The organism is Microbulbifer mixtoriginis (SeqCode), from assembly GCF_052468275.1.
This window is the reverse complement of record NZ_CP174341.1, coordinates 1,475,777-1,499,403: the sequence shown is the minus strand read 5'-3', so window position 1 is coordinate 1,499,403 and position 23,627 is coordinate 1,475,777. Positions and strand designations below refer to the sequence as shown.

The window sequence follows — 23,627 nt, the reverse complement described above, 5'->3', positions numbered from 1 at the left end:
ATATTGCTGTAGTAATCTCGCGATCGGTAAGTTTCATAAGTTGTACACAGATGCCACTTTATCTATCACAACGAACTCTTTACTTATTTCCGTTAGAAGGTGACGACACAGGTTTAGTGAATATAGGTTCCGCCACTAATTAAGTTATCCCTTAAGCTGTAGCCAGTTGGCATGATTGAATACCAGCTTTATCATGCGCACATTCCTATTGGATATCACCTTTACCCACTATGTACTGCTGAAAGCTCACCTCGGCATGGCAGCCTCTAGGAATTTACCATTTGGCGACAACCATTAGTTTATAACCCTCGTACTATTAAGAAGTAACAATGAAGTGCATTCTGAAACTCCTCGTATTCACCATATTAATCTATTCTCAACTGACCTCTGCCGAGCTTTCGGAGAACAGCTTGATATCACAGGAAGATGCAAACTTCGCCCAAAATTATATTGGCAGATTTATGCAAAAGGATTCCGACTATGTGATAAGTCTTGTCGATCCAGAGCTGGCTGATGAACTCACACCTGAATTACTTGAAAAAATGCTCAGCCACCTTCCAGAGGGGAACCTGCTTTCCACTGAGCTAATTGGTTCAGAAGCACAAGCCACCAATGACACTTGGATTGGAAATTTCATCTTCGAGTATCACTTTGAAGGTGGCTGGGCCTTGGCAAATGCAGCAATTAAGCGATCGGAGGGAAAGACTACCATTATAGGGCTTAATGTTTATAAAACACTGGCATCACAAAAGGAATTGAACCGTTTCACCTTATCCGACAAATCCCATTTACACTATTTAGTGCTGGCGATGACCATTATTTCCCCAATATTTATCCTTATAACGCTAGTAGTCTGTATTAGAACACCACTACAAAAGCGCAAATGGTTATGGATACTATTTATCCTATTTAGTGTCGGGGCAATCAAGCTTAACTGGACCACTAGGGCTTACCAAATAAAGCTCCTCAGCTTCCAGCTTTTTGGAGGCGGAGCGGTATCCGCAAGTGAGCATGCTCCACTAATTCTTACCGCAGGATTCCCATTAGGTGCCATAATTTTCTGGTTCAAACGCCGCAGTTTGATTGGCCAAAACAAGAAGATCGAAGAGTGTCAGGCGGAGCTTAAGGAATCAAATAATTCTGTTTGAGAGTGGCCATATAGAAAAGCGAGTAACGATTTATAACCAGTCCCACGCATAACTATAGAGAAATTGCTTGAGCCAACTGAGAGTTCAAAGCTTTGATTTACTACTACAGTGAGCAGCTCTTCATTCCGGAGAGCTGCTCACTAAGACGAGAAATCGACACCTTATCCTGGAATCGATAATTCCAGAATATTGCCACTTATTGTGAAATCTCACTTTTAAATAATCTCATAAGCTGATCAACTACCCACATATGGAGCTGGCTGTGATTAGATCGGCTGTGCCATGCTGCAATGACTTCAAATTTTGGGGTTTGTGTATCTAAATTTAGAGGAATCACTTTCTTATTGGGCAACAATCTTGAGGGGTAAAAAGCAATTGTGTCAGTGGCAGCAATAATATCTGGTGCGGCTGAAAAGCAAGGCACTGACATTACGATATTACGCTTTAGTCCTTGCATAGCAAACCATTCATCATGAGATCCTCTCAAGTTCGGGCGAGAAGGCGAAATAATCAATTGTGGAAGCTCGGCTACGTCAGCCAAAGTTAATGACTTGCCCTTTAGAGGAGATTTTTTCCCTGCAATACAAACATGTTGCTCTTCAAATAACAGTTTGTAAGGCAAGTCATCCGGGATGAAATCAGGGAAAGTGAGCGCTAGATCGATCTCGCCGGCAACCATTAATTGATTTAGGTTATCTGTTTCAAAATCCCTAACGATAACTTTAAGCTCTGGGGCAGATTTACGGACAACCTCTAGTAGTTGGGGTAGTACCGATTGAATCGCGTAGTCTGTGGCGCTAATGCTAAAAACCCCCTTATAGGTTGCCGGGTCAAAAGCTATTGGGGTCAGCAGTGACTCTATATCCTTTAAAATGCTGCTGATCCTGCCGCCCAGTTGTTCGGCAATAGGAGTGGGCACCATGCCGTTGCCTTGCCTAATGAACAGACGGTCATCAAATACTTCCCTCAACTTACGCAGCTGTTCACTGATTGCTTGCTGAGTTAACCCTACCTTTTCCGCTACCCGCGATAGGTTTCTCTCTTGCAGTAGCGCTTCCAATATACGTAGCTGTTTCAGGTCTAACCGACTTATACCATTCATATTTGTAACCAGGACAAAGAGTAGTTGTTTCTAATTGTATCTTTGCCTATCTATTATTCCCACCATCGTAAGGCACAGCCACATCTGGCTGGGGCTATTTAATAGCCCAAGTAGTTACTCTTCTAATTATCTGGAGATAGATATGAGCCGACCCACTAAGCGCTTTGCTCCTCAGGAATCTTATAAATTATTTATTGGTGGTGAATGGGTTAATAGCAACTCGGGGCGTACGATGGACAGCCTCAATCCTGCTACAGGCGAATTACTGACTCGCATACCGTTGGCCGATTCAAGTGATGTCGATGCTGCTGTCATTGCGGCAGAAAAGGCGTTCCCCATCTGGAAACTTACTTCCGCTATTGAACGACAGGATGCACTGCTCAAAATTGCAGACATGCTTTCAGAAAAGAAAGCATTCTTCGCCCACCTTGAGGCATTGGAAACCGGCAAGCCAATTCGCGAAACTTCAAATATTGATATCCCACTGGCCATCGACCACTTTCGCTACTTTGCAGGGGTTATCCGCTCTCACAGCGACGAAGCGGTGATGATTGATGATCAAACCATGAGCTTGGTATTCAGCGAGCCAATGGGTGTAGTCGGTCAGGTAATCCCATGGAACTACCCTCTGCTGATGGCCGCCTGGAAGATTGCACCCGCTATCGCAACCGGTAACACCGTAGTGATTAAGCCATCCGAGATGACTTCATCCACCCTGCTGGAGCTGACCAAGATTTTCAAGGAAGTATTACCAGATGGTGTGGTGAACGTTGTCACCGGCGTAGGCCCAGAAGCGGGCCAGGCTTTACTGGATCACCCTAAAGTCGCGAAGCTGGCCTTCACCGGGTCTACTGGCATCGGCTATAACGTGGCCAAAGCTGCGGCTGATAAATTGGTACCAGCTACATTGGAGCTGGGTGGCAAGTCAGCCAATATCGTATTCCCCGACACAAACTGGGAAAAAGCCCTGGAGGGCGGAGCCCTGTCTATCCTGCTGAACCAGGGACAAGTCTGTGAATCTGGTGCCCGCCTTTTTGTGCACGAAGATATTGTTGAGCGTTTTACTACTGAACTAAAAGCCAAGTTTGAAGCCGTGAATGTCGGCGATCCGATGGACCCCAACACACAAATGGGTAGCCAGATCAGTGAAGCGCAAATGAACCGTATTCTTGGCTACATAGATATTGCCAAAGAAGAAGGTGCGAAGATCCTTACCGGCGGTAAGCGGCTGCAAAAACCCGGAATGGAACAGGGTTTTTACATTGAACCTACAATAATTACCCATGCCGACAACGCTATGAAAGTCGCACAGGAAGAAATCTTTGGCCCAGTTGTGGTAGTGATTCCTTTCTCCTCTGAGGAGGAAGTTATAGCGATGGCCAACCAATCCGATTACGGCTTGGCAGGTGCTGTATGGACCCAGGATATCAACCGTGCACTGCGCGTTGCACGAGCGGTAGAAACTGGCCGCATATGGGTGAATACCTACCACGAACTCCCTGCCCATGCACCGTTCGGCGGTTACAAGAAATCCGGTATCGGGCGCGAAACCCATAAGTCGATGATCGATGCCTATACCCAGAAGAAGAATATCTTCATCAGCCTTAATGAAAAGCCCTACGGTCTTTTTTAAACCTCACTGCAATAAGCTTTTAGCAGGAAAGTAGTTATGAAAAACGAAGCACTGTTCAGTGAAATCAACCTGGGCCCTTACACCCTGAAAAACCGTATTGTGCTGCCGCCGCTTACCCGATCGCGAAGTTCACAGCCTGGCAACATCGCTAATGACTTAATGGCCAACTACTACGCTCAGCGTGCCGGTGCCGGCTTTATGGTTACAGAGGGCACGCAAATTGAGCCCCGGGGTCAGGGCTATGCCTGGACTCCCGGAATTTATTCACAGGACCAGATCGAAGGCTGGAAAAAAGTGACCAAAGCCGTACACGATCAAGGCGGTATTATTTTTGCCCAGCTTTGGCATGTGGGGCGTGTATCCCACACATCACTACAACCGGGTGGAACGGCTCCTGTTGCGCCGTCTGCAATCCGAGCAGATGCGGTAAAGGTATTTATTGAGACAGGGCCAGGGCAAGGTGCTTTGGCTGAACCCAGTGATCCTCGCGCGCTGACAACAGAAGAAGTTAAAGAACTAGTGCAGCTCTATGCCCAGGCAGCACGCAATGCTTTGGAAGCAGGCTTCGACGGCGTTGAGCTGCATTGTGCCAATGGTTATCTTGTAAACCAGTTTATTTCTGAGCATACCAACCAACGCGATGACGAGTATGGCGGTAGCCTGGAGAACCGACTGCGTTTCCTCAAAGAGATTGTTGCAGCGGTATCAGCAGAGGTAGGTAATGATCGTCTCGGCGTTCGATTTGCTCCGCTGTTTGAAAGTACCGATGAGGACCGTGTTTATCTTGGCCTGGTGGAGAGTGACCCACACACAACCTATATCGAAGCTATCAAACTATTGAACGAGGCGGGAATTGCTTACCTATCTTTAGCAGAAGCGGATTGGAATAATGCACCGGATTTACCTGAGAATTTCTACCAGGAAGTACGAGAGATCTTTGGCGGGCGCATCATGTATGCCGGCAAGTATTCCCCAGAGAAGGCTTTGCGGGTGCTGCAGGCGGGTAACGGAGATATCTTTGGTTTTGGCCGCCCTTTCATTGCCAATCCGGACCTTCCCACACGTATTCGCAATGATTGGCCTCTTAATAAGGTTGACCCGGAAACCATGTATGGCGGTACCGATGAAGGCTATACCGATTACCCTTCTTACCAGCCATAATTTTTAACAGTTCCTTAACAGGACATAAAAAAAGCCCCAGTAATTGAAGATTACTGGGGCTTTAAACTTACTCGTAAAACTTCTTGGATTCCTGAGGTAATTTTCAGTGTTTTTCCAGACACTAAAATAACTATTAATCCCTTTGGACACCTCGACTAAATAGTGATTTACTTCGAGATGATTATTAAAAACTAAAAGTCCACTCGGGCATCCAGTTCAAAGCCCAGGTTTCCAGGACTTTATCAAAGCCACTCAACACCATAATCCCAAGCAACAAAAGTATGGCACCAAGTGCTACTTTGCCACCAACAGCAAAAGCGCCAACTGATGGTGATAAGCGGCTATAAATTTTCCGTGATAGCCCGCCTGCCACCAGTAGCGCAGCGCCGGTACCAAGCCCAAAAGAAAACATCACCATAAATGATTGGCCTAGTTGCTGGCCCATGGAAGCAAGCGCGATTGCTGCACCTAGCGTGGGACCTACGCAGGGCAACCAGATAATTCCTGTGAGAAAGCCGATACCAAACTGTCCGGCCCAGGCGCCATCACCAGTAATACTCGCCCCAGCGGTAACTTTCGCCAAACGCAGGGTCACCCAGTCGGAAAGGGGTTTGATCAGCAGAATAAGGGCAACGGCCACAAGCAGGATTGCAGCAATATAACGAAATAGCTCTGGGTCCAGCCCTAAAGAGACCAACAGGAAACTGAGCACAGTTCCAGCCAGGGCAAATGACAAGCTGAGCCCTACGGCGAGCGCATAAGGCCCCCAGCGCCCAGCACTGCTGGAGGCGCCAACCACCATTGGCACCAGCGGCCAAACACAGGGGGAGAGAATACTAAGTGTGCCCGCAATCAAGGCCAGGGGGATGGCGCTGACTTCAAGCATTTTCGCCGCAGGCCTTAACTGAGTTAAAGATATTCTGGCGAATAACATCAGCGCGTGTTTCAGCAACACTGAACCATACCTGCTTGTCCCCACGATAGAGCAGCAGAGTTGACTGCCTGGGCGCACGGAAATGCTTTACCCACTCTTTTTGCTTGTCGAAATTCACATTAAAGATTGTGAGGCCGCACTGGGGGTTATCTTCCTGGAACTGCGCAAGAATTATGCTCTGCTTCTTACAGGTAGGGCACCAGTCTGCCCGTACATCAATCAATACGGGTTGCTTGGCAGCTTGCAGCTCTTTGAAGCGCTCTTCGGAGAAGGGCTCTCCGGCTGATGCGAAGGGCACGATAAGAAGGAAGGAAGTTACAAGCAAAGAGCGTAGAAATAAGTGAAGAACTTTCATGCTAATCATATCCTCGGTATAAAAATGCACACCCCAGCGGAAAGGTAAAAATTGGGTGCATTGCAACCTTAGTCGGCGTAGGCCGCAAATTATTACAGTCCATAATGAGGAATTTCTTAACAGATACTTACTGTAGAGCCGTCCACACTTACCATGGCTTGGATACAACACACTCCAAAAGCCAAGCCAGCTCAGGATTCAAAGGAGAGCCAAAACGCCGGATAAAAGAGAAATCCAGGGGGTAAGACGTGAAAATGTGCAGCTAATCCAATCGCTCAAGAAATGACTCAAAGCCCCAGATTCGTCTTAAAAGCTGATTATCTGCCCCTGGCTATAAAGTAGAAAAACGCAAAGATTTCGTCATGCTAAGCCAGGAATGCCAAGTACATTTCAAAGGCCTCAAAACCAGGCTAAGCAGATCCTCCTACTCTCTAGGAAAGCATGCACATTGGAATTCTGAGGATTCTGGCCAATTAATCGTTGGGAATGGGGAATCTGTAGGTCTCAAAAATTAACCTAATTTATTGAAGGATGAACATAGAATACTAAATTAGCGGATTTTTATTTCCGGCCAATCTTTTTATGTATCACTATTAATATCAGCGGAATCACCAGCCAACCCAAAGACCAAACCACAGGGCTGATGAATGCAAGTCCAATAGTAAGTACTGCGACGAAGGGTTCAGTCGTTGCGCTTTTGAAGACGTTATCTTTTTCATTGCTGGTAAGGGATGTGTTAGCGAAGCCCATCTTGCGGGCATACTGCCAGCCTGCGAGCCCGATAAATCCCGATAGAGCAAGGCATACACTCTGGCCAACGGTGGACGAGATGCTAACTAATTTAGGGTCATTGATCGCAAAATAGAGATAAAAACATACGACCACCTGCTGCAATAACACCAGCGAAGTATGGATATTATTGGACTGCTCAACGGGCCCAAGTAATTTATGCGTCAGATTCCACTGTACGAGCGTTAGTCCTACGGCAATAAATAGGCGGAAAATCTCTTGGGAATTCTCCACTAAAAGACTCAGAAGGCCAAATTCAAGCTTTATCCAAGCCATATCTTCTCCCGAAGGAAGATATAAAACGAAGTTGACAAATAAGAGCGCGTAAGCGACATCAATGAAGTTTTCAAGTCGACGTAGGCGGCAATGCCTTATTGCAATAGTTCCAGTATCTATATGGCGCATCAAGGAGACCAGACTTTTTAGCCACAGTGAGTCTCGTTATAGCAGACACCGGATGCTGTATAGATGCAAAAAATAGACTGAAAGCCAGTAATTTTTACGCCTCCCAGTAAAAAGAGGCAGAGAAAAGGGCCGGCCTGTTATTTGCTCTTAGATAACTTTTCGCCTGAAGAAGATAGTTCGATTAATGATCTAACTGGTACTACTGCCATCATTATTACGCTAAAAGCTGATAGCCGGCCAGTTTTGGTTGATAAGCAGACAGATCGAGCACAATTCAAACAAGGCAATACTATTAATCGATTGACTTCAAACAGAATCTACATAAGATCCTACGAAATTAACCCGGATAAAGATATAACAACCATTTGCATAGCTATCAGGTTGCCGAGTTTGGTCAGTGGGCCTCCTTACAAGATCCTCACTTTTTCCATGGTTAAACGAATATAACTTTTCAGATAGTAGAAAAAATGAACAAGATTTTTACCGTTATTGCATTAGCCATTGCCACCACATCCTGCATGAAGCTTGAAGTAAAACCCGGCAGGGTAATCGGTGATACTGTAGATGCGAGTAAAGAAGCATATCAGAGCATCAAAAGAAGCCGAAATGGTGAAGAGGAACGTGATTTTTCTCACAAAATTAGCTATGACCCGTCCATATCCAATGCAGTTAATATCACTAATTGCAAAAAAGAAATGATGGAAGTAATTTCCGCTTCTGAACTCACGGTATCCAAGGTACTAACAGAGTCCTCTGAAGTTGTTGGAGAAGCTGAAAATAAAAGTGTCCAGTGCACTGTGAAAGCAGTAGTGCGTAAAAACGCCTGATATCTCCTAAATTCTTTTTTATAGAGGCTCCATAACATGGACTATGGGGCTACTATCATAAGTATTGAACCCTTAATGGCCTGCACCTTAAGGGTTCTTTTAAAGTCAGCTCTGCTCTATAAAACTCGTAAGAAATTCAGCACCTGAGAATAAAAAATGTCAAAGCACCTGGTAATTTTTCTTGCCTTATTTTTATCCAGTTTAATCTCTTTTTCAGTAAAGGCGGATAACTCAAAGAAAGAAATAAACCATCTGATTAATTTTGTATCTACCTCTGAATGTACATTTATCCGAAATGGCAGTGAGCACAGCAGTTTGGAAGCGGTAGAACATATGGAGAAAAAGTATAAATATTTTTCTAGCAAAATTGACAATGCCGAAGAGTTTATTGAACTTAGTGCCAGTAAAAGTACCTTTAGTGGCAACCCCTACTATATCAAGTGTAAAAACCAGCCTAAGCAAAAATCTCAAAGCTGGCTTTTGAAAGAGTTGGCACGGTATCGTGAAGCAGTCAAATTAGAGGCTGAAAACACTTAATTGTCAGAAAAATAGCAATAGGGATGACAGTATCCCTTATCCATTTATCTTGGACAGCCCAACCTAAGCATTGCTTTGAATAATAAGTCAATAATACCCAGCAACCATATTAAAATGGGGTAATTATGGAAGGTGAATTACTTTCACTTCGAGCCGAACTCGCCCTGCTGGAGCGGGACAATCAACGCCGGCTGGAGACCTTCGAACGACGGCTCTCCGCCCTTGAGGCACAGCTCAGGCGGGACGATACAGAAACCAAAGAAGCTTTGGTAGAAAGTACTGCTGAGTTAGAAGACGAACTGGCCCTGCTTATGGGCACACCCTCCAAGCCCCGCCAAACCATTCAGCAAGCTCATTCAGCAACCATACCTTCAGCAACGGCAACTCCTACCCCGAAATCTTCTGAATCCAAATCAACGCCTGAGAGAGCCGGTAAACCATCAGTAGCCACTCCATGGTTACAAGAAGGCCTGGCCAGCCTATTGGCACCAGCCCTGGAACCGCTCAATCGCGTGTGGGAGCCCCTTGCAAACTTTTATCGCCATTACCAGCGCCAGGGTAAAGCCCCGGTATTCTTTATGACCGCTGCCGGCATACTGGCACTGGTATTTGGCTTCGCATACTTGCTGCAGTTCTCTTTCAACAACTATTTGGGCCCGGCCGGTAAGGTGATCTTGGGCTTTCTGGTTGCGGCGGCAACCACTTTTGGCGGTGTGACTTTTAGCCGGCGTATGCCCCATATGGCGGACTACGGCTCTGGATTAATAGCACTCGGAGTGATTCTTCTCTACCTGTGTGGGTACTTTGCCGGGCCTTACTATCAGTTGCTGCCTGTTCCTGTTGGAGTCGGCCTGTTGGTGGCGACAACAGGGCTCTCATACTTACTGGCCCTATTATTTGAGACTCGAGTGGTGTCTATGGTGACCCTGCTGGGCGGTGCCACCATGCCTTTGGTGGCGAATCATTTTGATCCTTCCGCACTTGTTTACCTCAGCTATTTATTGGCACTCGCCCTGGCGATGCTGCATTTATCCAGGCAGATACGCTGGCCACAGCTTGCGATCGTCACTATGGTACTGAGCGCAGGCATGTTTGAGTTTTCGATCTCAAACCTGGATGGGGCCGTCCCAAACTGGGGGCCATTGTTGATATTGCACGGCTTCTTTTATGGCTTTGCCCATTACGCCTTGCGGGGACTAAGCGCTGAATTGATAGAGTCCAAAGGACTGGAGCGAAGGCGCCTGATTATTATTGCCGCAAACCTGGTGCTGTTTATCCACATCAGCTGGTCGCTCGCACCCAACAGTAACGCACTGGGCATTGTGTGGCTGCTGAACCTTCTACCCTGGATGGCTCTGGCCATTTATTCACGCTGGCTGTTTGGCTACAACGCCATCAGCATTTCCGCCCGTGTTGTACAGAATATGGCTCTACTACACGGTGGATTACTGGCAGGCTTGGCAATCCTTGCGTTGTGCAGTCCCGCTTTATTGGGGATTGTCTGGTGCCTAGAGGGATTGTTGCTGATTTTTCTCGGTGCCCGTTTTGGTTTTATCAGTGTAAGAAGCGAGGGTTACATCGCCCTATCTGCAGCTGGCATTACCATGCTGTGGCAAGCTCTGACCTGGTTAGCTGGCGGAGTTGTTCCCGCACCAATGTTGCTGTCATTAAGCGCAGATGCTGGTTGGGGTAACTGGTTGGCGCTCTGTGCGGCTGCCTTCGCATTAACCCGACTGTTGCAGCACTGCGCAGATCGGATTACTCCTAGAGAGCACCATTTAACCTCTTTCGCAGATAACGCTTTTGTGGTGTTTTTATCCGCAAGCTTTCTGCTATCTGTTGGCATCCTCTGGCCCCAGGGTATGTGGCTGCTTGCCTTGCTACCGATGGGCTTTTTAATCTGGCACGGCAAGCGCACTGGCTCAGCATTTAGTGAATGGTTTGGACTCAGCCATTACTTACTGCTGTTTATCCCACTACTCGCGAGTGCATCGATTGTGGGTAACTTGCATTTCTACGATCAAATACCTTACGGAAAGATCGCTAGTGTAGAGGCCTTCCTTAGCTTGTGGATGATTGCAGCTCTGTATAAACACCTGGATATGCAATCCACTGGCTTCTCTCTGGCACTCAATTTGCGCAAGCTGTTTTACGCTCTGGTGCCAATATTTTTCCTACCAACAGTACTTTATAAGGCCAACGACTACTTCCCCATCGCCGTTTGGCTGTCTGGCGCTATCGCCCTGGCACTTTATACACACCTGAAACTGGAGGTATTAAAACAGGAACTGCGCATATTGATCGCAGGCGCAAGCTTTGTAGCAATAATCAGTTGTGCTCTGCAGGAGTTCGCCAACTGGCAAGGGTTTGCCTTGAGTGGGTTGCTGTTGGGGCTGGTATCAATGGCGGCACTGTTGTGGATCGGCCAGGGATTGCGGCGGAAGCCAGTCGGCCAGGATTGGCGGTTGACCCTACATCGGGCACTTAAGCCACTCTTTCCATTGGCCTTTTACTATCTCGCGGCAACGCTACTTATTATTAGCTACGCGCTAAGCCGTGACTTTGCACTGGCACTTTTACTATGCCAGCTGTACTTCGCCGGTCTGTATATTTTTAAACCCCAACTAGCGCCGCTGCGCAACCAGTTGACCCCCCTTTATATGCTGAGTCTGCGCCTGTTTGATTTTATTACCTTGTTGCAAGTTGCAGCGGTCATTGCCAATTCCGCTAAGGCGCCAATGTTGGGAGTGTATAACCTGGTGGCCCTGGGAATCGCTTCACTGTTGGTTTATCAGCGCTTTTTCGCCAATAGAGCCGTATGGCCTGGCCGCAGGCTGTTTAACCTGTGGGTGCTGCACCTTACAGCCATCCCAGCTTATATTGCGCTGCTGGCGCAAGTGCTGGAAACCATGTGGCTGCCAGCCATATCATTTGCCTTGGTGGTGCATGCAACACTGCTACTGTTCCAGACTCTAAGACCTGATACCCAAAAGTTACTGAAGCTCTCACTCATGTTGTTCGGCATTGCCGCACTAAAAATTGTGCTGTGGGATATGCAGGACTTTTCCCTGATACAAAAGATTGTGGTCTGTATGTTGGTGGGGCTGTGCATGCTGGGGGCTGCATTCCAGTATCAGAAATTTCTGACCCCCAGAAATTGAAAATACCAAAAATACTGATCAGCTTATCTCAAAAATGTAATGGGCCTTTTTAGGCCCATTACTATTTACAGTTGTTAAATTAGTTATGATTTGTGTGGGGTTATACAAGAACTCCATATGCTCTATCTTTTGAAGCAATACTTACAAAGGCTTGGCACAGATCCCATCTATATATTCCTGCTAAAGACGTCTTATCACATCAAAGAACGCGTTACCCCAACCGCCAATTTGCCGACCAACTACACTGAATGCGTAACTCCATTTCGATAAAATGCGCAGGGAAGCAAGAAATGAAACGGCTTCAGTTGGCAATAACGCTTTTTGCCGCCTTACTCTTTAGTAGCCAAGCTTTGGCAGAGTATAAAAAAGGAGACTTTATAATTCGTGTTGGCGCCGCTGCAGTAGCTCCCAACGACGATTCCGACAATCTGCGCCTAAATGGCACCATACTGCCTGATACACGAGTTTACGTGGATACTGGTTACTCCGTGAGCTTTACAGGCACCTGGTTATTCGCCAATCACTGGGGGCTGGAGCTTTTGGCTGCACTGCCATTCAAGCACGACCTTAAGGTGAGTGGCCTGCCAGACCCGAATACCGGGGAACCTCTGAGCAGGGTTCGCCTGGGGGATATCAAACACCTACCTCCTACCCTCACGTTGCAGTGGTACCCGGTATGCACAGAATCCTGGGTGCAGCCATACATTGGTGTTGGAGTAAATTACACCCATTTTTTCAGCGAGCATATCAACCGTGTAGCCCAGAACTACTTTGAGACAGTTCTCGGAGCTGAATCACGGGCAAGACTCAAGCTGGACAACTCCTGGGGACTTGCCGGGGAGGTTGGTATAGATGTCGCCTTTGGCAGGGAGAGCCGCTGGTTGTTTAACGCGGCTATTTGGTATCTGGATATTGATACCAAGGCAAAGATCCATTTTCACTCTGGAGCTGATGATAGCTCTCACATTCGGGTGAATGTGGATATAGACCCATTTGTTTACTCCCTGGGTATCGGCTACCACTTCTGAGGTGTTCAGTACATCACAGCCCCTTCTTTCTATTTATTAGAATGAATAAGCCCATTTATACCAATTTTCATTCTATTAAATATCACTAAACTGCTCCTTAAAGACATCGACTACTTAGCCAAAACCCAGTGTTATCCACTTATTCACATTTTGAGGAGCATCCCTATGACCACTTCTACTTTATCCACATCCCAGACAAGTACAAACTCGAATCTGTTTGCAGACATCGCCGACCTCAGTGGGCGTATCGGCCTGGCAGCAATCTTTATACTAGCGGGAGTGAATAAGCTTCAGAACTATGAGGGCAGCGCCCAGTACTTGGCTATGGGCGGCCTGCCAGAATTCCTTCTGCCACTGGTAATCTTATTTGAGATTGGCGGAGCCCTGGCATTGATCGTCGGCTTCCATGTTCGCCTTGCCGCCCTGGCATTTGCGGCATTCAGCCTGCTAACCGCGGCCTTGTATCACCATAACTTAGCCGATCAGATGCAATTTTTGATGTTCTTTAAAAACCTGGCCATGGCTGGCGGCTTCCTGGTACTGGCCGCTCATGGCGCCGGGCGCTTAAGCATCGATAAGCGTAAAAATACCATTTGATAATTTAGCCAACATACTTTTATCTCGCCCTAGCTACCTCAGGGCCGATTAGCACAAACACTGATTCAGGAGAGAAACATGGGACTATTAGTCAACGGCCACTGGAAAGACCAGTGGTATGACACCAAAGATTCCAGCGGATCGTTTAAGCGAGAAGCTGCTCAACTGCGCAATTGGATTACCCGTGATGGCAGCGCAGGCCCCAGTGGTAGAGGTGGCTTTAAGGCGGAATCCGGGCGTTACCATTTATATGTATCTCTGGCTTGCCCCTGGGCTCATCGAACCTTAATTTTCCGCAAGTTAAAAAAACTGGAGGAGCACATCAGTGTTTCTGTAGTCAGCCCGGATATGCTTGAACATGGTTGGAGTTTTAATACCGATGAGGGCAGCAGTGGTGATTCGCTATTTGGCTATCAGTTCTTGCATCAGTTATATACACGTAATAAAGCTGATTACACTGGTCGCGTTACTGTGCCAGTACTTTGGGATAAGCTGCAAAATTGTATTGTCAGCAATGAATCTTCAGAAATTATCCGTATGTTTAATCAAGCATTTAATGAAATTAGCCGGGATACGCAGAACTTTTTCCCTGAGGAAAAACAAACAGAAATTGATACCATCAATGAACTAGTATACGAAAATATCAACAACGGCGTATACCGAAGCGGTTTTGCCACCACTCAGGAAGCTTATAAAGAAGCCTATACAAATTTATTTGATGCCCTGGATCGGGTAGAGAATATTTTAGGTCAAAAGCGCTATCTAGTAGGAGAAAAAATCACTGAGGCCGACTGGCGGTTATTTACTACCCTAATACGCTTTGATTCCGTCTATCACGGACACTTCAAGTGTAATCGTCAACGCCTTGAGGATTACCCCAACCTCAGCAATTATGTACGCGAACTATACCAGTGGCCCGGAGTTGCAGAGACCGTGAACTTTCACCATATCAAGCGGCATTACTACTTTAGTCACACAATGATCAATCCAACTCAGATAGTTCCAGTGGGACCAGATATCGATTACACCAACCCTCACAATCGGGGTTAAGCCTAGCCCAAAAAGCCGTTACTGCACACTTATCTACATATCCTTACAGTGGCCGCAACGCGGCCTCCTTTTTACTTTGGGGTCTTAAAGCGTGAGTCTGTTTGCAGATAAACCACGTCACAATAGTTTACAACTCACAGAGTTAATTACTGAGCAAGCTAATTTCGAGATTTTCCATGTACGGAATACAAAGATTAATATGCCAGAGAATATAAGACGTTGAGATTTAGCCAAGACCAATACGGTAAAGCAACAAATTTTTTCAATATCAATAGCAGAGTATTCAACTTTTCTCTATATCTGTTTCAAAAGTGACACGAGCAATACCATACTCGAATCAGAGCTTATCTTGCTTTTCATCCTACTGGCTTTGATGCATTCAAAAACAAAACCGCTAATTCGCTCATTCTCTCCTCCCCTGGACAACAAGTGTAAAGATACAACACAAGGAGATACCGACTTTTTTCTCTTTCATAGCGCCTTACCAAGCCGGAGAAATAACTACTTTAAAATCTTCACAGGAGTACCGCCTATAATTTTCACTATCATTCTGTGTAGTCAAGGAATAAAGTAGCCTTTCTGAAATGGCTCTCAGGAGAGGGAAAACTCATGCAAAAGACTACCCTTGAGCAATGGCGGATGTTCAAGGCCGTTGTAGATGCTGGCGGTTTTAATCAGGCAGCCTCGGTGGTTCACAAGAGCCAATCCAGTATTCACCATGCGGTAACGAACTTGGAAGCCGCACTCGGTGTTAAGCTGTTTGAAGTATCGGGGCGTAAGGTAGTACTTACTGAAGCTGGTCGATTAATGCTGCGTCGTGGCAAGTTCCTACTGGAAGAGGTATCTCGTATTGAGGCTATTGCCGATAGCCTGAGTGAAGGGGTGGAATCGGAGTTACGCATTGCGGTGGATGGAGCCTTTCCACAGAAAGTAGTCTTCCAGGCTTTAGAGAAAGTATCTGGAATCTACCCTCAGGTCAATATTGATATTGTGGATACTGTTTTATCCGGTACCAACGAATTAATTCAGGAAGGACTCGTAGACCTGGGCCTTTCGGCCTTTACCATGGATGACAGCCTCAACGATGAAATCTGCCGTATCAAATTTGTGGCCGTGGCTCACAATGCACATCCACTACTCCAGTTTGACCGTGAGTTGACATTTGAAGATCTAAAATCCTATCGGCAGATTATTGTGCGGGATTCGGCGATTCAAACAAACCGGGATTCCGGCTGGCTGGGAGCAGAGCAACGCTGGAAAGTAGGTAGTTTGCGTGCATCTCTAGATTTAATCACCCAGGGCATGGGGTTTGCCTGGCTGCCTATGCCACTGGTGGCTGACTCACTCAATGATGGGACTCTGAAGCTGCTTCGCTTAAAAAAAGGTGGGACACGTTCCACCAGTTTTTATATAAACTTCAAAGACCAGGATAAGCTTGGACCTGTGGCTCGGGAATTTATTGGAGAACTGCGTCTACTAACCCTGGAGATGCCAGCCTCTGAGTAATAGTGCTTATTCTTCATTTTTTCCTGCTTCCTTTCTTCTCCATAGATCCATATTTCTTTATCGCTTTCTCTTTTTTAGCATGGAAAGACGGGATAGACGAATGTTAAGTTGGAGGCCATTCATTCGATTAAGGCGAATTACTTATCCGTTTTTATCCAATATTTGTTTTCGTAACCATTATCTATCATAGCCCTATCATCACAACCAATCTTATTAATAGGGATCAGGCTATGTATTATTACAGACCCTCACAAGCACGTGGTAGAGCCCGTTTTGGCTGGCTAGACAGTAGACATAGCTTTTCTTTTGGGCATTATTACGATCCTAATCATATGGGGTTTTCTGTACTGCGTGTTATCAATGATGACACTGTTATACCTGGTGCAGGATTTGATACTCATGGCCATCGGAATATGGAGATTATATCCTACATTTTGCAGGGTGCGATTGAACATAGAGACAGTGAGGGTAACCGTTTGGTCGTATCAGCTGGAGAGATTCAGAGGATGAGTGCGGGAACCGGCATCACTCACTCGGAATACAACCACTCACAAACGGAGCAGCTTAAATTTTTGCAAATCTGGATTGAACCGAATCGCCGAGGCATAAAACCCAGTTACGAACAGCAGTCAATCCCACAACGGGATAAGCTGACTGCGCTTATCACCCCCGATGGAAGCGGAAACACACTCTCCATACATCAGGATACCAGTCTATACCGTTTGCAATTAAATACCGGAGAAAGCATTACAATACAAACCCATGAGCGGCCCGGCTACTTACATGTCATTGAAGGTGAGGCCAGTGTAAATGATAAATCTATACTGGCCTCAGGGGACGGCCTGGGTTTATTCAAGAAACAACTACAACTGAAAGCGATAAAGAATAGCATCACGGCCCTGTGGTTTGACCTACCAGCCAACTGAATTTAGGTAAGACTCTCTAAAAAAATTATTTAATCGCATGGGCAATAAACCGTTTAACGGGATCAATAGACTGCGGTTCTTTTATCGCAGGGCTGATAAAATGTGGTGCATGCAGATAGCCTTTAGCAATCAACCGAGAAACAAGAGGCAGATATTCTACTGAAACCTTACCAGTCATAAGGTTATTAAAATTCTTACAGTTTTCCATGGCATTTAACATCTGATGAAAACCTTGTAGATAAAGATAATCCTTGGTGAAGCCGCCACCTCGATAGACTCTGGTAGTAATCGTAAAGGCTAGATTTTCCTCCACCTGATATTTTTCTTTGAGCAGGATAAAAGTACGTTTAAAATCCCTCTCTTGTAACATGGATTGCACCGCAACCACCCGCAAGGCCAATACTTTTAGTCTTGGCAGAGTGAGGTATCCAGCCAGGTACTCACACAGAATCGCCAAGCCTTCCTGAGTAGTTGTATTGACCGGGCAACCCAACTCTAGAATTTTTAGCGTCTGGCTACGGGCGTTAAGAGTGGTGACCAGGTGAACCCCCAGCTCATGGTGAGCCAACGCAGATACCTCAGTTTCCGAAATATTGGCATGGGAGTTGATTTTAATCGTACTACCAGCCACCAAAGCATTGGCAATCATATGATCATCGATGCAAATATCGTAGCTATAGCCCTGTCTATTAGCGAAGTCACTGAGATACTGCATCATCTCATTAGCATTCAGAAACCGATCATCACTAGATTCCAAATCATCAGGCAAGTGCAGAATAAAATTGGCATTATTTACATCCTTATCTGTGGGCTCTCCAAAGTAACGCAAGGAGTTATAAACAAAATCATCCGTTCCCACAGAGCGAAACTGATCCAATTTATCGACATAAGATTCGATGATATCGCTATATAGCTGAGTCAGATCCTCATCTGGCAGGGATTCGACTGGAAGGGCATAAAGCAGCCGTTTGCGCTGAAATATATCCATTTTTTGTTCACGGTATACAAACTGAGGATTAATGGAAAACTTCTTCGAGAAAAACTCTTCTTTCATTGCCCGAAAATTTCTTGGCTCAATTGCCGCAAGAATTTCCACCCCACGCACCAACTCAAATAAATCTTGATCTAGAATCTTTAGCTCAGGATGTTCGTTAAGTGACCGATCCATAGTTGCATCCTTCAACCATAATATTTATGAGATTAGTGAAGTTGTTATCTTGCCCAACTACCCAGGGAGGCACTAAATAATTCTGTGATGCCTCTAGCTTTCAAAGCGGCTCTCAATCAAGACGCGGCTTCACAGGTGAGTCTAGATATTTCAAGAAGACACAAAACAAAGTGTGAATCGCTCTGAAAGCCCCGAAGAGCAGGCTTTAAAGGCTACATCCGCTGAATTCAGGGCCTGCAGAGGTATTACGTAATTTGTCAGAGACTCCCTCGATAGCAGGTATTCCACCATCAAATTATTACCCTACTTCTATTTATGCAATATGGCGCAAAGTCATACCCTCAGAAGAACACCTGACTCTAGGTAAGATAAATTTCTTAGTCGAATAAACCGGCACTCACCGAGATATTCAACCTGCCCCCCTAAATACCTTAGATTCTGTAATTGACGGATACCCTCTCCAGGCTTTTAAACAATTCTAATAAGAATTATTTCCAACTATCTGATTGAAAATTACTTTTTAAAAGGCTCATCTGAAAAGCATATATAGAAGCAGCTAGTCGCAATTTCCATTCAACTCGATACGTGCCAATTGCAAAGCATTCCAATCGACAGGAACATAATAATCTCGATACTAAGATTCCGCGCCAGCTCTATTGCCAATTCCCTCCTAAAATAGATCGAGGCAATCGGGGATGTATTGATGGGCGCAGTGGGCGACACGGAAGGTCGCAAAATCGATCAGGCTACGCCAGGGAGATGGATATCCCTACTCTCACCTGTGCTTCCGACTATTTTCACCATTATCTTAATGGTGCATATGCCGGATATTTCAGCCGGTAAGGAATTCTCCTTTGGCGTTACCTGGGTTGAAGCACTGGGAATTGACCTGCGTTTTTATGTCGATGGCCTGAGTTTCCTTTTTGCCCTGTTAATTAGTGGCATTGGAATTTTTGTTACCATCTATGCTGCCGCTTATATGCGCGGCGACATTGATTTGCGCCGATTTTACTTTTACCTCTACCTTTTTATGGTGGGGATGCTGGGTTTGGTTCTGGCGGGAGACTTAATTACCCTATTTGTTTTTTGGGAAATAACAACCATTTCCAGCTATCTACTAATTAGCTATAACAACACCAGCGCCATTGCACGTCGCTCTGCTTTACAAGCCTTGCTGGTCACCACACTAGGTGGGTTGTGCCTACTCGTTGGGTTACTACTACTCGCCTCTCTGGCAGAGAGTTTCGATTTAGTCCAGGTATTGGCTACCGGTGAAACTGTACGAGCAAGCCCTCTTTATTTACCGATCTTAATACTGATATTAATAGGCGCCTTTTGTAAGTCTGCACAGCTACCCTTTCATTTCTGGCTGCCCAATGCTATGGCCGCCCCTACTCCAGTAAGTGCCTATCTTCACTCCGCCACCATGGTAAAAGCTGGTATTTACTTGCTCGCGCGTATGCATCCAGTGTTAGCACATACCGAGTATTGGGAATGGATTTTGACTTGTACGGGTGCCGCTACGGCAGCGGTAGCGGCCTTGGCGGCGCTGCGACAAACCGATCTGAAGTTGGCCCTGGCGTATACCACCCTGATTGCGCTAGGTACCCTGACCATGTTCCTGGGCTCCGATGCCTCGGCGGCTGTGGCTGCTGCCATTACCTTTCTTATCGTGCACTCTTTCTACAAAGCGGCGCTGTTTATGGTGGTGGGCATTATCGACAAACAGGCCGGCACACGCAATCTCAACAAACTGGGCGGACTCGGTCACTCAATGCATATTACTGTGATTGCGGCTTCAGCGGCGGCTCTCTCCATGGCCGGGTTTCCACCTTTTTTAGGATTTATCGGCAAAGAGCTTAAATATGAAGGCGCTTTAGCAGTGGCCTCAGAACCGGCGCTGGTTGCCACAGTGGCGGTTTTTGTCAATGCCGTCACGGTAACCGTAGCGGGAATGGTGGCGATCAAACCGTTCTGGAAAAAAAAGCCGCAACATATATCCAATGTTCAAGAAGCACCACTGGGCATGTGGATTAGCCCGTTAATTTTAAGTGGCTTGGGCCTTACTTTCGGTATGGCGCCAGATCTTGTTGGTGGCGGCTTGGTAGAACCGGCACTGAGCGCAATTCTGGGAATCCCAGAGACCATCAAGCTTAAGTTATGGCACGGCATTAATATTCCCCTGCTGATGAGTATTCTCACTTTTGTTTTAGGAGTCACCATGTATCTGGGCTTACGGCGCATGCGTGCTTGGTTGGCCTGGGATTTCAAATATGCGCCCACCAATGCCGATCAGTTGTGGGATAAATCTCTGGATTTACTCAAAGCCTTTGCCGCACTACAAACCCGTATACTACAAAACGGTATTATGCGGCGTTACCTAACAGTAATTTTTGTCACTGTGTCCCTGGCCCTCGCTTATGCCCTGATACGCAGTGGACAATTTCCTATGGAATACGCTTGGCCACGTCTCAACCTAAAGGAATGGGCCGCCCTGCTATTGACCGTGGGAGGGGCCTATATGGCGGGCTCGGCGCGCAAGCCACTTATTGCCATCTGTGCCCTGGGAGCCCTAGGAGTGGGAATTGCCCTGATCTACTTATTTCTTGGCGCACCGGATGTCGCGATTACCCAACTACTAGTAGAAACCCTTTACCTGGTATTGGTTGCGGCAATCCTGCCGCGCCTACCGGTATTTAATCCCGGTCGCAAGGTATTGTTCCGCCCACGAGATGCCACCCTCGGCGCGGTTTTAGGTCTACTGGTCACCTTCAGCTTACTTGCGGTACTACAGACACCTCTGGAGAGCCCAACCACCGAGTTTTTTGAGAAAGCATCGGTTCCGGAAGCCCACGGCCGCAATATCGTCAACGTCATTTTGGTGGACTTTCGAGCACTGGACACATTTGGAGAAATTATTGTGGTCTTCACTGCGGCTGTGGCTGCAGTCACCCTACTCGGCCATCAATTGCGGCGAGGTAAGCAATGAATTCGCTGATACTTCAAACCGCAACCCGAGTACTAGTAGCTCTGATTCTCTTGTTCTCTATCTATATGTTACTGCGTGGGCACAATTATCCAGGAGGAGGATTTATTGCTGGGTTGATCGCCGCCTCCGCATTTGCCTTATTTGCCATCGCTTGGGGTATGGAGTCCGCACAGAGTGCCCTAAAGATTCCCCCGAGCACTTTGGCTTCGAGCGGTGTACTCATCGCCGCAGTTTCCGGAATGCTGGGCCTTTTTTCTGGTGAAGCGCCATTCTCAGGACAGTGGCTGCAGATTACCGGTGGTAAAAATACTGGCGGAATCACTATTAGCAATGTACTGATTTTTGATATCGGGGTTTATTTCGCAGTGCTCGGCGCTGTGCTGACCCTGATTTTTGCCCTGGAGGAGTCCAACTAAGATGGAAGGTCCACTCGCTCTCGTTGTTGGCATTCTGATCGCTACCGGTGTCTACCTGATGTTGGCCAGAAATTTACTACATTATCTTTTTGGGCTGATACTCATTAGTAATGCCGCCAACTTGGCAATATTTGTCGCGGGGCGCGTCACTCGCGCCGCCCCTCCCCTAATTCCAAAAGGCATGGAAGTTGCTCCTGGGCCAATTTCCAACCCCTTGCCTCAGGCATTAATCCTTACCGCCATTGTGATTGGCTTTGGCCTACTGGCCTTTGCTCTGGCCCTGATTGCTCAGGCCTATAAAGTACTCGGCACCCTGGATGTGGATTCGATGCGTATTGCCGAGCCGGTTTTGCCCAAGAGGGATAAATCCCCTTGAGCTGGTTACTGGCCCTACCCTTCCTAGTACCAATCCTTACCGCACTCGCCACTTTTCCAGCGCGAGGGCGAAAGCGCCTGTGTGGTGCTATTTCTGTCTTTGGCTGCACACTTCTACTCGGTGTGACCTTTATCATTCTGTACCTGGTGGAAACAGGCGGCACCCGTGCGGCACAGATGGGAGATTGGGCTGCGCCATTCGGTATCACCTTAGTCGCAGATCGGCTGAGCGCCATTATGCTACTAATTAGCGGTATCGTTGGATTCTGTGTATCGGTCTTTTCCCTCTCCGATATCAGGAAATACCGGGTTAAACTGGGCTTTCATAGTTTCTTTCAATTATTACTGGCCGGAGTTTGCGGTAGTTTTATTACTGGAGATTTATTTAATCTGTATGTCTGGTTTGAGGTAATGCTAATTGCCTCTTTCGCATTGCTGGTGCTTGGTGGAGATCGTATTCAACTGGATGGCGGAATTAAATATGTAGCACTTAACCTAGTTTCCACATTGCTAATGCTGACCTCTATCGGCATGACCTATGGTCTGACAGGCACCTTGAACATGGCCCAGCTGCATGTCTCTTTAACCACTGTGGATAACCCCGCTGCTGTTTCTGCTCTGGCGGTGTTATTTATCTGTGCCTTTGGTATTAAAGCGGCCATTTTTCCATTATTTTTTTGGCTGCCCGCCTCTTATCATGCACCACCTATCACAGTGACCGCAGTTTTTGCCGGCCTACTTACAAAGGTAGGGGTTTACGCTTTAATCCGCACCTTCACTCTTATTTTTCCCAGTGAGCTGGAGTTCCCCCACACTATTTTGCTGGGCACTGCATTATTGACCATGCTCACTGGCGTATTGGGCGCAGCGGCACATTATGAATTTCGTAAAATTCTCGCATTCCATATCATCAGCCAGATTGGCTTCTTGGTACTGGGCTTGGCACTCGATACGCCACTGGCATTGGCCGGAGCGATCTTTTATACCATTCATAATATCGTCGCCAAAACCAATTTATTTCTTATCAGTGGTACTGCCAAACGCCTGACAGGCAGTTACGAATTAAGCCAGATTGGAGGCCTCTATCGGGCCAGTCCACTGCTTTCTGTTTTTTTCTTTATCGCCGCCTTCAGCCTGGCCGGTTTTCCACCGTTGTCGGGTTTCTGGGCCAAACTATTGCTATTGAAGGCAAGCCTAGATCTAGACGCTTACTGGGTTGTGGCCGTGGCCTTAATTACCGGAGCCCTGACCCTGTTTTCCATGAGCAAAATTTGGGCGGAAGCTTTTTTAAAGGACCACCCGAAGGACTATTGTCAGAGTTTAAAGAATATTCCCCAGCAGGAGCGCTACCAGCGCCTATTGCCGGTGGCATTACTAGCTCTGATCACTCTAGTGCTCGGGCTGGTACCGGGCCCTTTAATCGACTACTCACTGGCCGCGGCAGGGGAATTGTTGAATCCAAGTGATTACATTGAGGCAGTACTGGGAATGGAAACCCAATACGCGGGGAACCACTAATT

At 46.7% G+C, this 23,627-nt stretch carries 20 protein-coding genes; 15 read left to right on the top strand and 5 right to left on the bottom strand.

Translation table 11 applies throughout. From position 1 onward, the window contains the following. Positions 1-329 precede the first annotated feature (329 nt). Positions 330-1,148 (top strand): hypothetical protein, encoded by an 819-nt coding sequence (locus ACJJIC_RS06535; protein ID WP_444910481.1) that lies wholly within the window; start codon positions 330-332, stop codon positions 1,146-1,148. Positions 1,149-1,344: 196 nt separating this feature from the next. Here the strand turns inward: ACJJIC_RS06535 and ACJJIC_RS06530 are convergent, their stop codons facing one another. Then, the gene (locus tag ACJJIC_RS06530; protein WP_445356641.1) at positions 1,345-2,250 is read right to left on the bottom strand and encodes a LysR family transcriptional regulator; all 906 of its coding nucleotides are present in this window, start codon (positions 2,248-2,250) and stop codon (positions 1,345-1,347) included. 142 nt (positions 2,251-2,392) lie between these two features. Here ACJJIC_RS06530 and ACJJIC_RS06525 point away from each other — a divergent pair, with 142 nt between their 5' ends. Both ACJJIC_RS06525 and ACJJIC_RS06520 read left to right on the top strand, forming a co-directional pair. After that, positions 2,393-3,883 (top strand): aldehyde dehydrogenase family protein, encoded by a 1,491-nt coding sequence (locus tag ACJJIC_RS06525; protein WP_445356640.1) that lies wholly within the window; start codon positions 2,393-2,395, stop codon positions 3,881-3,883. A 36-nt stretch (positions 3,884-3,919) separates the two neighbouring features. Next, positions 3,920-5,044: an alkene reductase gene (locus ACJJIC_RS06520; protein WP_445356639.1), complete on the top strand. Its 1,125-nt coding sequence runs from the start codon at positions 3,920-3,922 to the stop codon at positions 5,042-5,044. A 184-nt stretch (positions 5,045-5,228) separates the two neighbouring features. Here ACJJIC_RS06520 and ACJJIC_RS06515 read toward each other — a convergent pair whose 3' ends face one another. From ACJJIC_RS06515 to ACJJIC_RS06505, 3 genes are all read right to left on the bottom strand, one after another. Beyond that, complete coding sequence (locus tag ACJJIC_RS06515) at positions 5,229-5,930, bottom strand: cytochrome c biogenesis CcdA family protein (protein WP_020414590.1); 702 nt, start codon at positions 5,928-5,930, stop codon at positions 5,229-5,231. Next, positions 5,923-6,333, bottom strand: a complete 411-nt coding sequence (locus ACJJIC_RS06510; RefSeq protein ID WP_445356638.1) for a thioredoxin family protein — start codon at positions 6,331-6,333, stop codon at positions 5,923-5,925. Before ACJJIC_RS06510 ends, ACJJIC_RS06515 begins: the two co-directional genes overlap by 8 nt. Positions 6,334-6,894: 561 nt before the next feature. Continuing rightward, entirely contained in the window at positions 6,895-7,398 is a 504-nt protein-coding gene (locus tag ACJJIC_RS06505; RefSeq protein WP_445356637.1) for a hypothetical protein, read from the bottom strand. A gap of 596 nt (positions 7,399-7,994) precedes the next feature. Between ACJJIC_RS06505 and ACJJIC_RS06500 the strand changes: the two genes are divergently transcribed. The 8 genes from ACJJIC_RS06500 (at position 7,995) to ACJJIC_RS06465 (ending at position 17,159) form a co-directional block, all read left to right on the top strand. Continuing rightward, complete coding sequence (locus ACJJIC_RS06500) at positions 7,995-8,354, top strand: hypothetical protein (RefSeq protein ID WP_445356636.1); 360 nt, start codon at positions 7,995-7,997, stop codon at positions 8,352-8,354. A gap of 156 nt (positions 8,355-8,510) precedes the next feature. Then, a complete protein-coding gene (locus ACJJIC_RS06495) occupies positions 8,511-8,891 on the top strand; it encodes a DUF5329 family protein (RefSeq protein WP_445356635.1) in 381 nt (126 codons plus the stop codon). Positions 8,892-9,016: 125 nt separating this feature from the next. Further along, complete coding sequence (locus ACJJIC_RS06490; protein WP_445356634.1) at positions 9,017-12,052, top strand: DUF2339 domain-containing protein; 3,036 nt, start codon at positions 9,017-9,019, stop codon at positions 12,050-12,052. 290 nt (positions 12,053-12,342) lie between these two features. Beyond that, positions 12,343-13,080, top strand: coding sequence for an OmpW/AlkL family protein (locus ACJJIC_RS06485; RefSeq protein ID WP_444910488.1), 738 nt, complete (start codon positions 12,343-12,345; stop codon positions 13,078-13,080). A gap of 165 nt (positions 13,081-13,245) precedes the next feature. Further along, entirely contained in the window at positions 13,246-13,677 is a 432-nt protein-coding gene (locus ACJJIC_RS06480; RefSeq protein WP_444910489.1) for a DoxX family protein, read from the top strand. A gap of 78 nt (positions 13,678-13,755) precedes the next feature. Then, positions 13,756-14,727, top strand: coding sequence for a glutathione S-transferase family protein (locus ACJJIC_RS06475; protein WP_444910490.1), 972 nt, complete (start codon positions 13,756-13,758; stop codon positions 14,725-14,727). 609 nt (positions 14,728-15,336) lie between these two features. Further along, positions 15,337-16,233, top strand: a complete 897-nt coding sequence (locus ACJJIC_RS06470) for a LysR family transcriptional regulator (protein ID WP_252083278.1) — start codon at positions 15,337-15,339, stop codon at positions 16,231-16,233. 230 nt (positions 16,234-16,463) lie between these two features. Then, complete coding sequence (locus ACJJIC_RS06465) at positions 16,464-17,159, top strand: pirin family protein (RefSeq protein ID WP_445356633.1); 696 nt, start codon at positions 16,464-16,466, stop codon at positions 17,157-17,159. A 25-nt stretch (positions 17,160-17,184) separates the two neighbouring features. Here the strand turns inward: ACJJIC_RS06465 and ACJJIC_RS06460 are convergent, their stop codons facing one another. Next, entirely contained in the window at positions 17,185-18,342 is a 1,158-nt protein-coding gene (locus tag ACJJIC_RS06460; RefSeq protein WP_445356632.1) for a flavohemoglobin expression-modulating QEGLA motif protein, read from the bottom strand. A gap of 688 nt (positions 18,343-19,030) precedes the next feature. Between ACJJIC_RS06460 and mbhE the strand changes: the two genes are divergently transcribed. From mbhE to ACJJIC_RS06440, 4 genes are read left to right on the top strand one after another with little or no spacing between them, the layout of a single operon-like run. After that, entirely contained in the window at positions 19,031-21,316 is a 2,286-nt protein-coding gene (mbhE, locus tag ACJJIC_RS06455; protein WP_444910493.1) for a hydrogen gas-evolving membrane-bound hydrogenase subunit E, read from the top strand. Continuing rightward, positions 21,313-21,732 carry a Na+/H+ antiporter subunit B gene (locus ACJJIC_RS06450; protein WP_444882734.1) on the top strand — a complete coding sequence of 140 codons (420 nt, stop codon included), beginning with the start codon at positions 21,313-21,315 and terminating at the stop codon, positions 21,730-21,732. The genes mbhE and ACJJIC_RS06450 overlap by 4 nt, the downstream gene beginning before the upstream one ends. A 1-nt stretch (position 21,733) precedes the next feature. Further along, positions 21,734-22,108 (top strand): Na+/H+ antiporter subunit C, encoded by a 375-nt coding sequence (locus tag ACJJIC_RS06445; protein WP_252083283.1) that lies wholly within the window; start codon positions 21,734-21,736, stop codon positions 22,106-22,108. Beyond that, positions 22,105-23,625, top strand: coding sequence for a Na+/H+ antiporter subunit D (locus tag ACJJIC_RS06440; RefSeq protein ID WP_445356631.1), 1,521 nt, complete (start codon positions 22,105-22,107; stop codon positions 23,623-23,625). Before ACJJIC_RS06445 ends, ACJJIC_RS06440 begins: the two co-directional genes overlap by 4 nt. Positions 23,626-23,627 lie beyond the last annotated feature (2 nt).

Excerpts from the sequence above, each read along its gene's own strand:
- ACJJIC_RS06535 (WP_444910481.1), top strand. The coding sequence starts at position 330 with ATGAAGTGCATTCTGAAACTCCTCGTATTCACCATATTAATCTATTCT.
- ACJJIC_RS06530 (WP_445356641.1), bottom strand. The coding sequence starts at position 2,250 with ATGAATGGTATAAGTCGGTTAGACCTGAAACAGCTACGTATATTGGAA.
- ACJJIC_RS06525 (WP_445356640.1), top strand. The coding sequence starts at position 2,393 with ATGAGCCGACCCACTAAGCGCTTTGCTCCTCAGGAATCTTATAAATTA.
- ACJJIC_RS06520 (WP_445356639.1), top strand. The coding sequence starts at position 3,920 with ATGAAAAACGAAGCACTGTTCAGTGAAATCAACCTGGGCCCTTACACC.
- ACJJIC_RS06515 (WP_020414590.1), bottom strand. The coding sequence starts at position 5,930 with ATGCTTGAAGTCAGCGCCATCCCCCTGGCCTTGATTGCGGGCACACTT.
- ACJJIC_RS06510 (WP_445356638.1), bottom strand. The coding sequence starts at position 6,333 with ATGAAAGTTCTTCACTTATTTCTACGCTCTTTGCTTGTAACTTCCTTC.
- ACJJIC_RS06505 (WP_445356637.1), bottom strand. The coding sequence starts at position 7,398 with ATGGCTTGGATAAAGCTTGAATTTGGCCTTCTGAGTCTTTTAGTGGAG.
- ACJJIC_RS06500 (WP_445356636.1), top strand. The coding sequence starts at position 7,995 with ATGAACAAGATTTTTACCGTTATTGCATTAGCCATTGCCACCACATCC.
- ACJJIC_RS06495 (WP_445356635.1), top strand. The coding sequence starts at position 8,511 with ATGTCAAAGCACCTGGTAATTTTTCTTGCCTTATTTTTATCCAGTTTA.
- ACJJIC_RS06490 (WP_445356634.1), top strand. The coding sequence starts at position 9,017 with ATGGAAGGTGAATTACTTTCACTTCGAGCCGAACTCGCCCTGCTGGAG.
- ACJJIC_RS06485 (WP_444910488.1), top strand. The coding sequence starts at position 12,343 with ATGAAACGGCTTCAGTTGGCAATAACGCTTTTTGCCGCCTTACTCTTT.
- ACJJIC_RS06480 (WP_444910489.1), top strand. The coding sequence starts at position 13,246 with ATGACCACTTCTACTTTATCCACATCCCAGACAAGTACAAACTCGAAT.
- ACJJIC_RS06475 (WP_444910490.1), top strand. The coding sequence starts at position 13,756 with ATGGGACTATTAGTCAACGGCCACTGGAAAGACCAGTGGTATGACACC.
- ACJJIC_RS06470 (WP_252083278.1), top strand. The coding sequence starts at position 15,337 with ATGCAAAAGACTACCCTTGAGCAATGGCGGATGTTCAAGGCCGTTGTA.
- ACJJIC_RS06465 (WP_445356633.1), top strand. The coding sequence starts at position 16,464 with ATGTATTATTACAGACCCTCACAAGCACGTGGTAGAGCCCGTTTTGGC.
- mbhE (WP_444910493.1), top strand. The coding sequence starts at position 19,031 with ATGGGCGCAGTGGGCGACACGGAAGGTCGCAAAATCGATCAGGCTACG.
- ACJJIC_RS06450 (WP_444882734.1), top strand. The coding sequence starts at position 21,313 with ATGAATTCGCTGATACTTCAAACCGCAACCCGAGTACTAGTAGCTCTG.
- ACJJIC_RS06445 (WP_252083283.1), top strand. The coding sequence starts at position 21,734 with ATGGAAGGTCCACTCGCTCTCGTTGTTGGCATTCTGATCGCTACCGGT.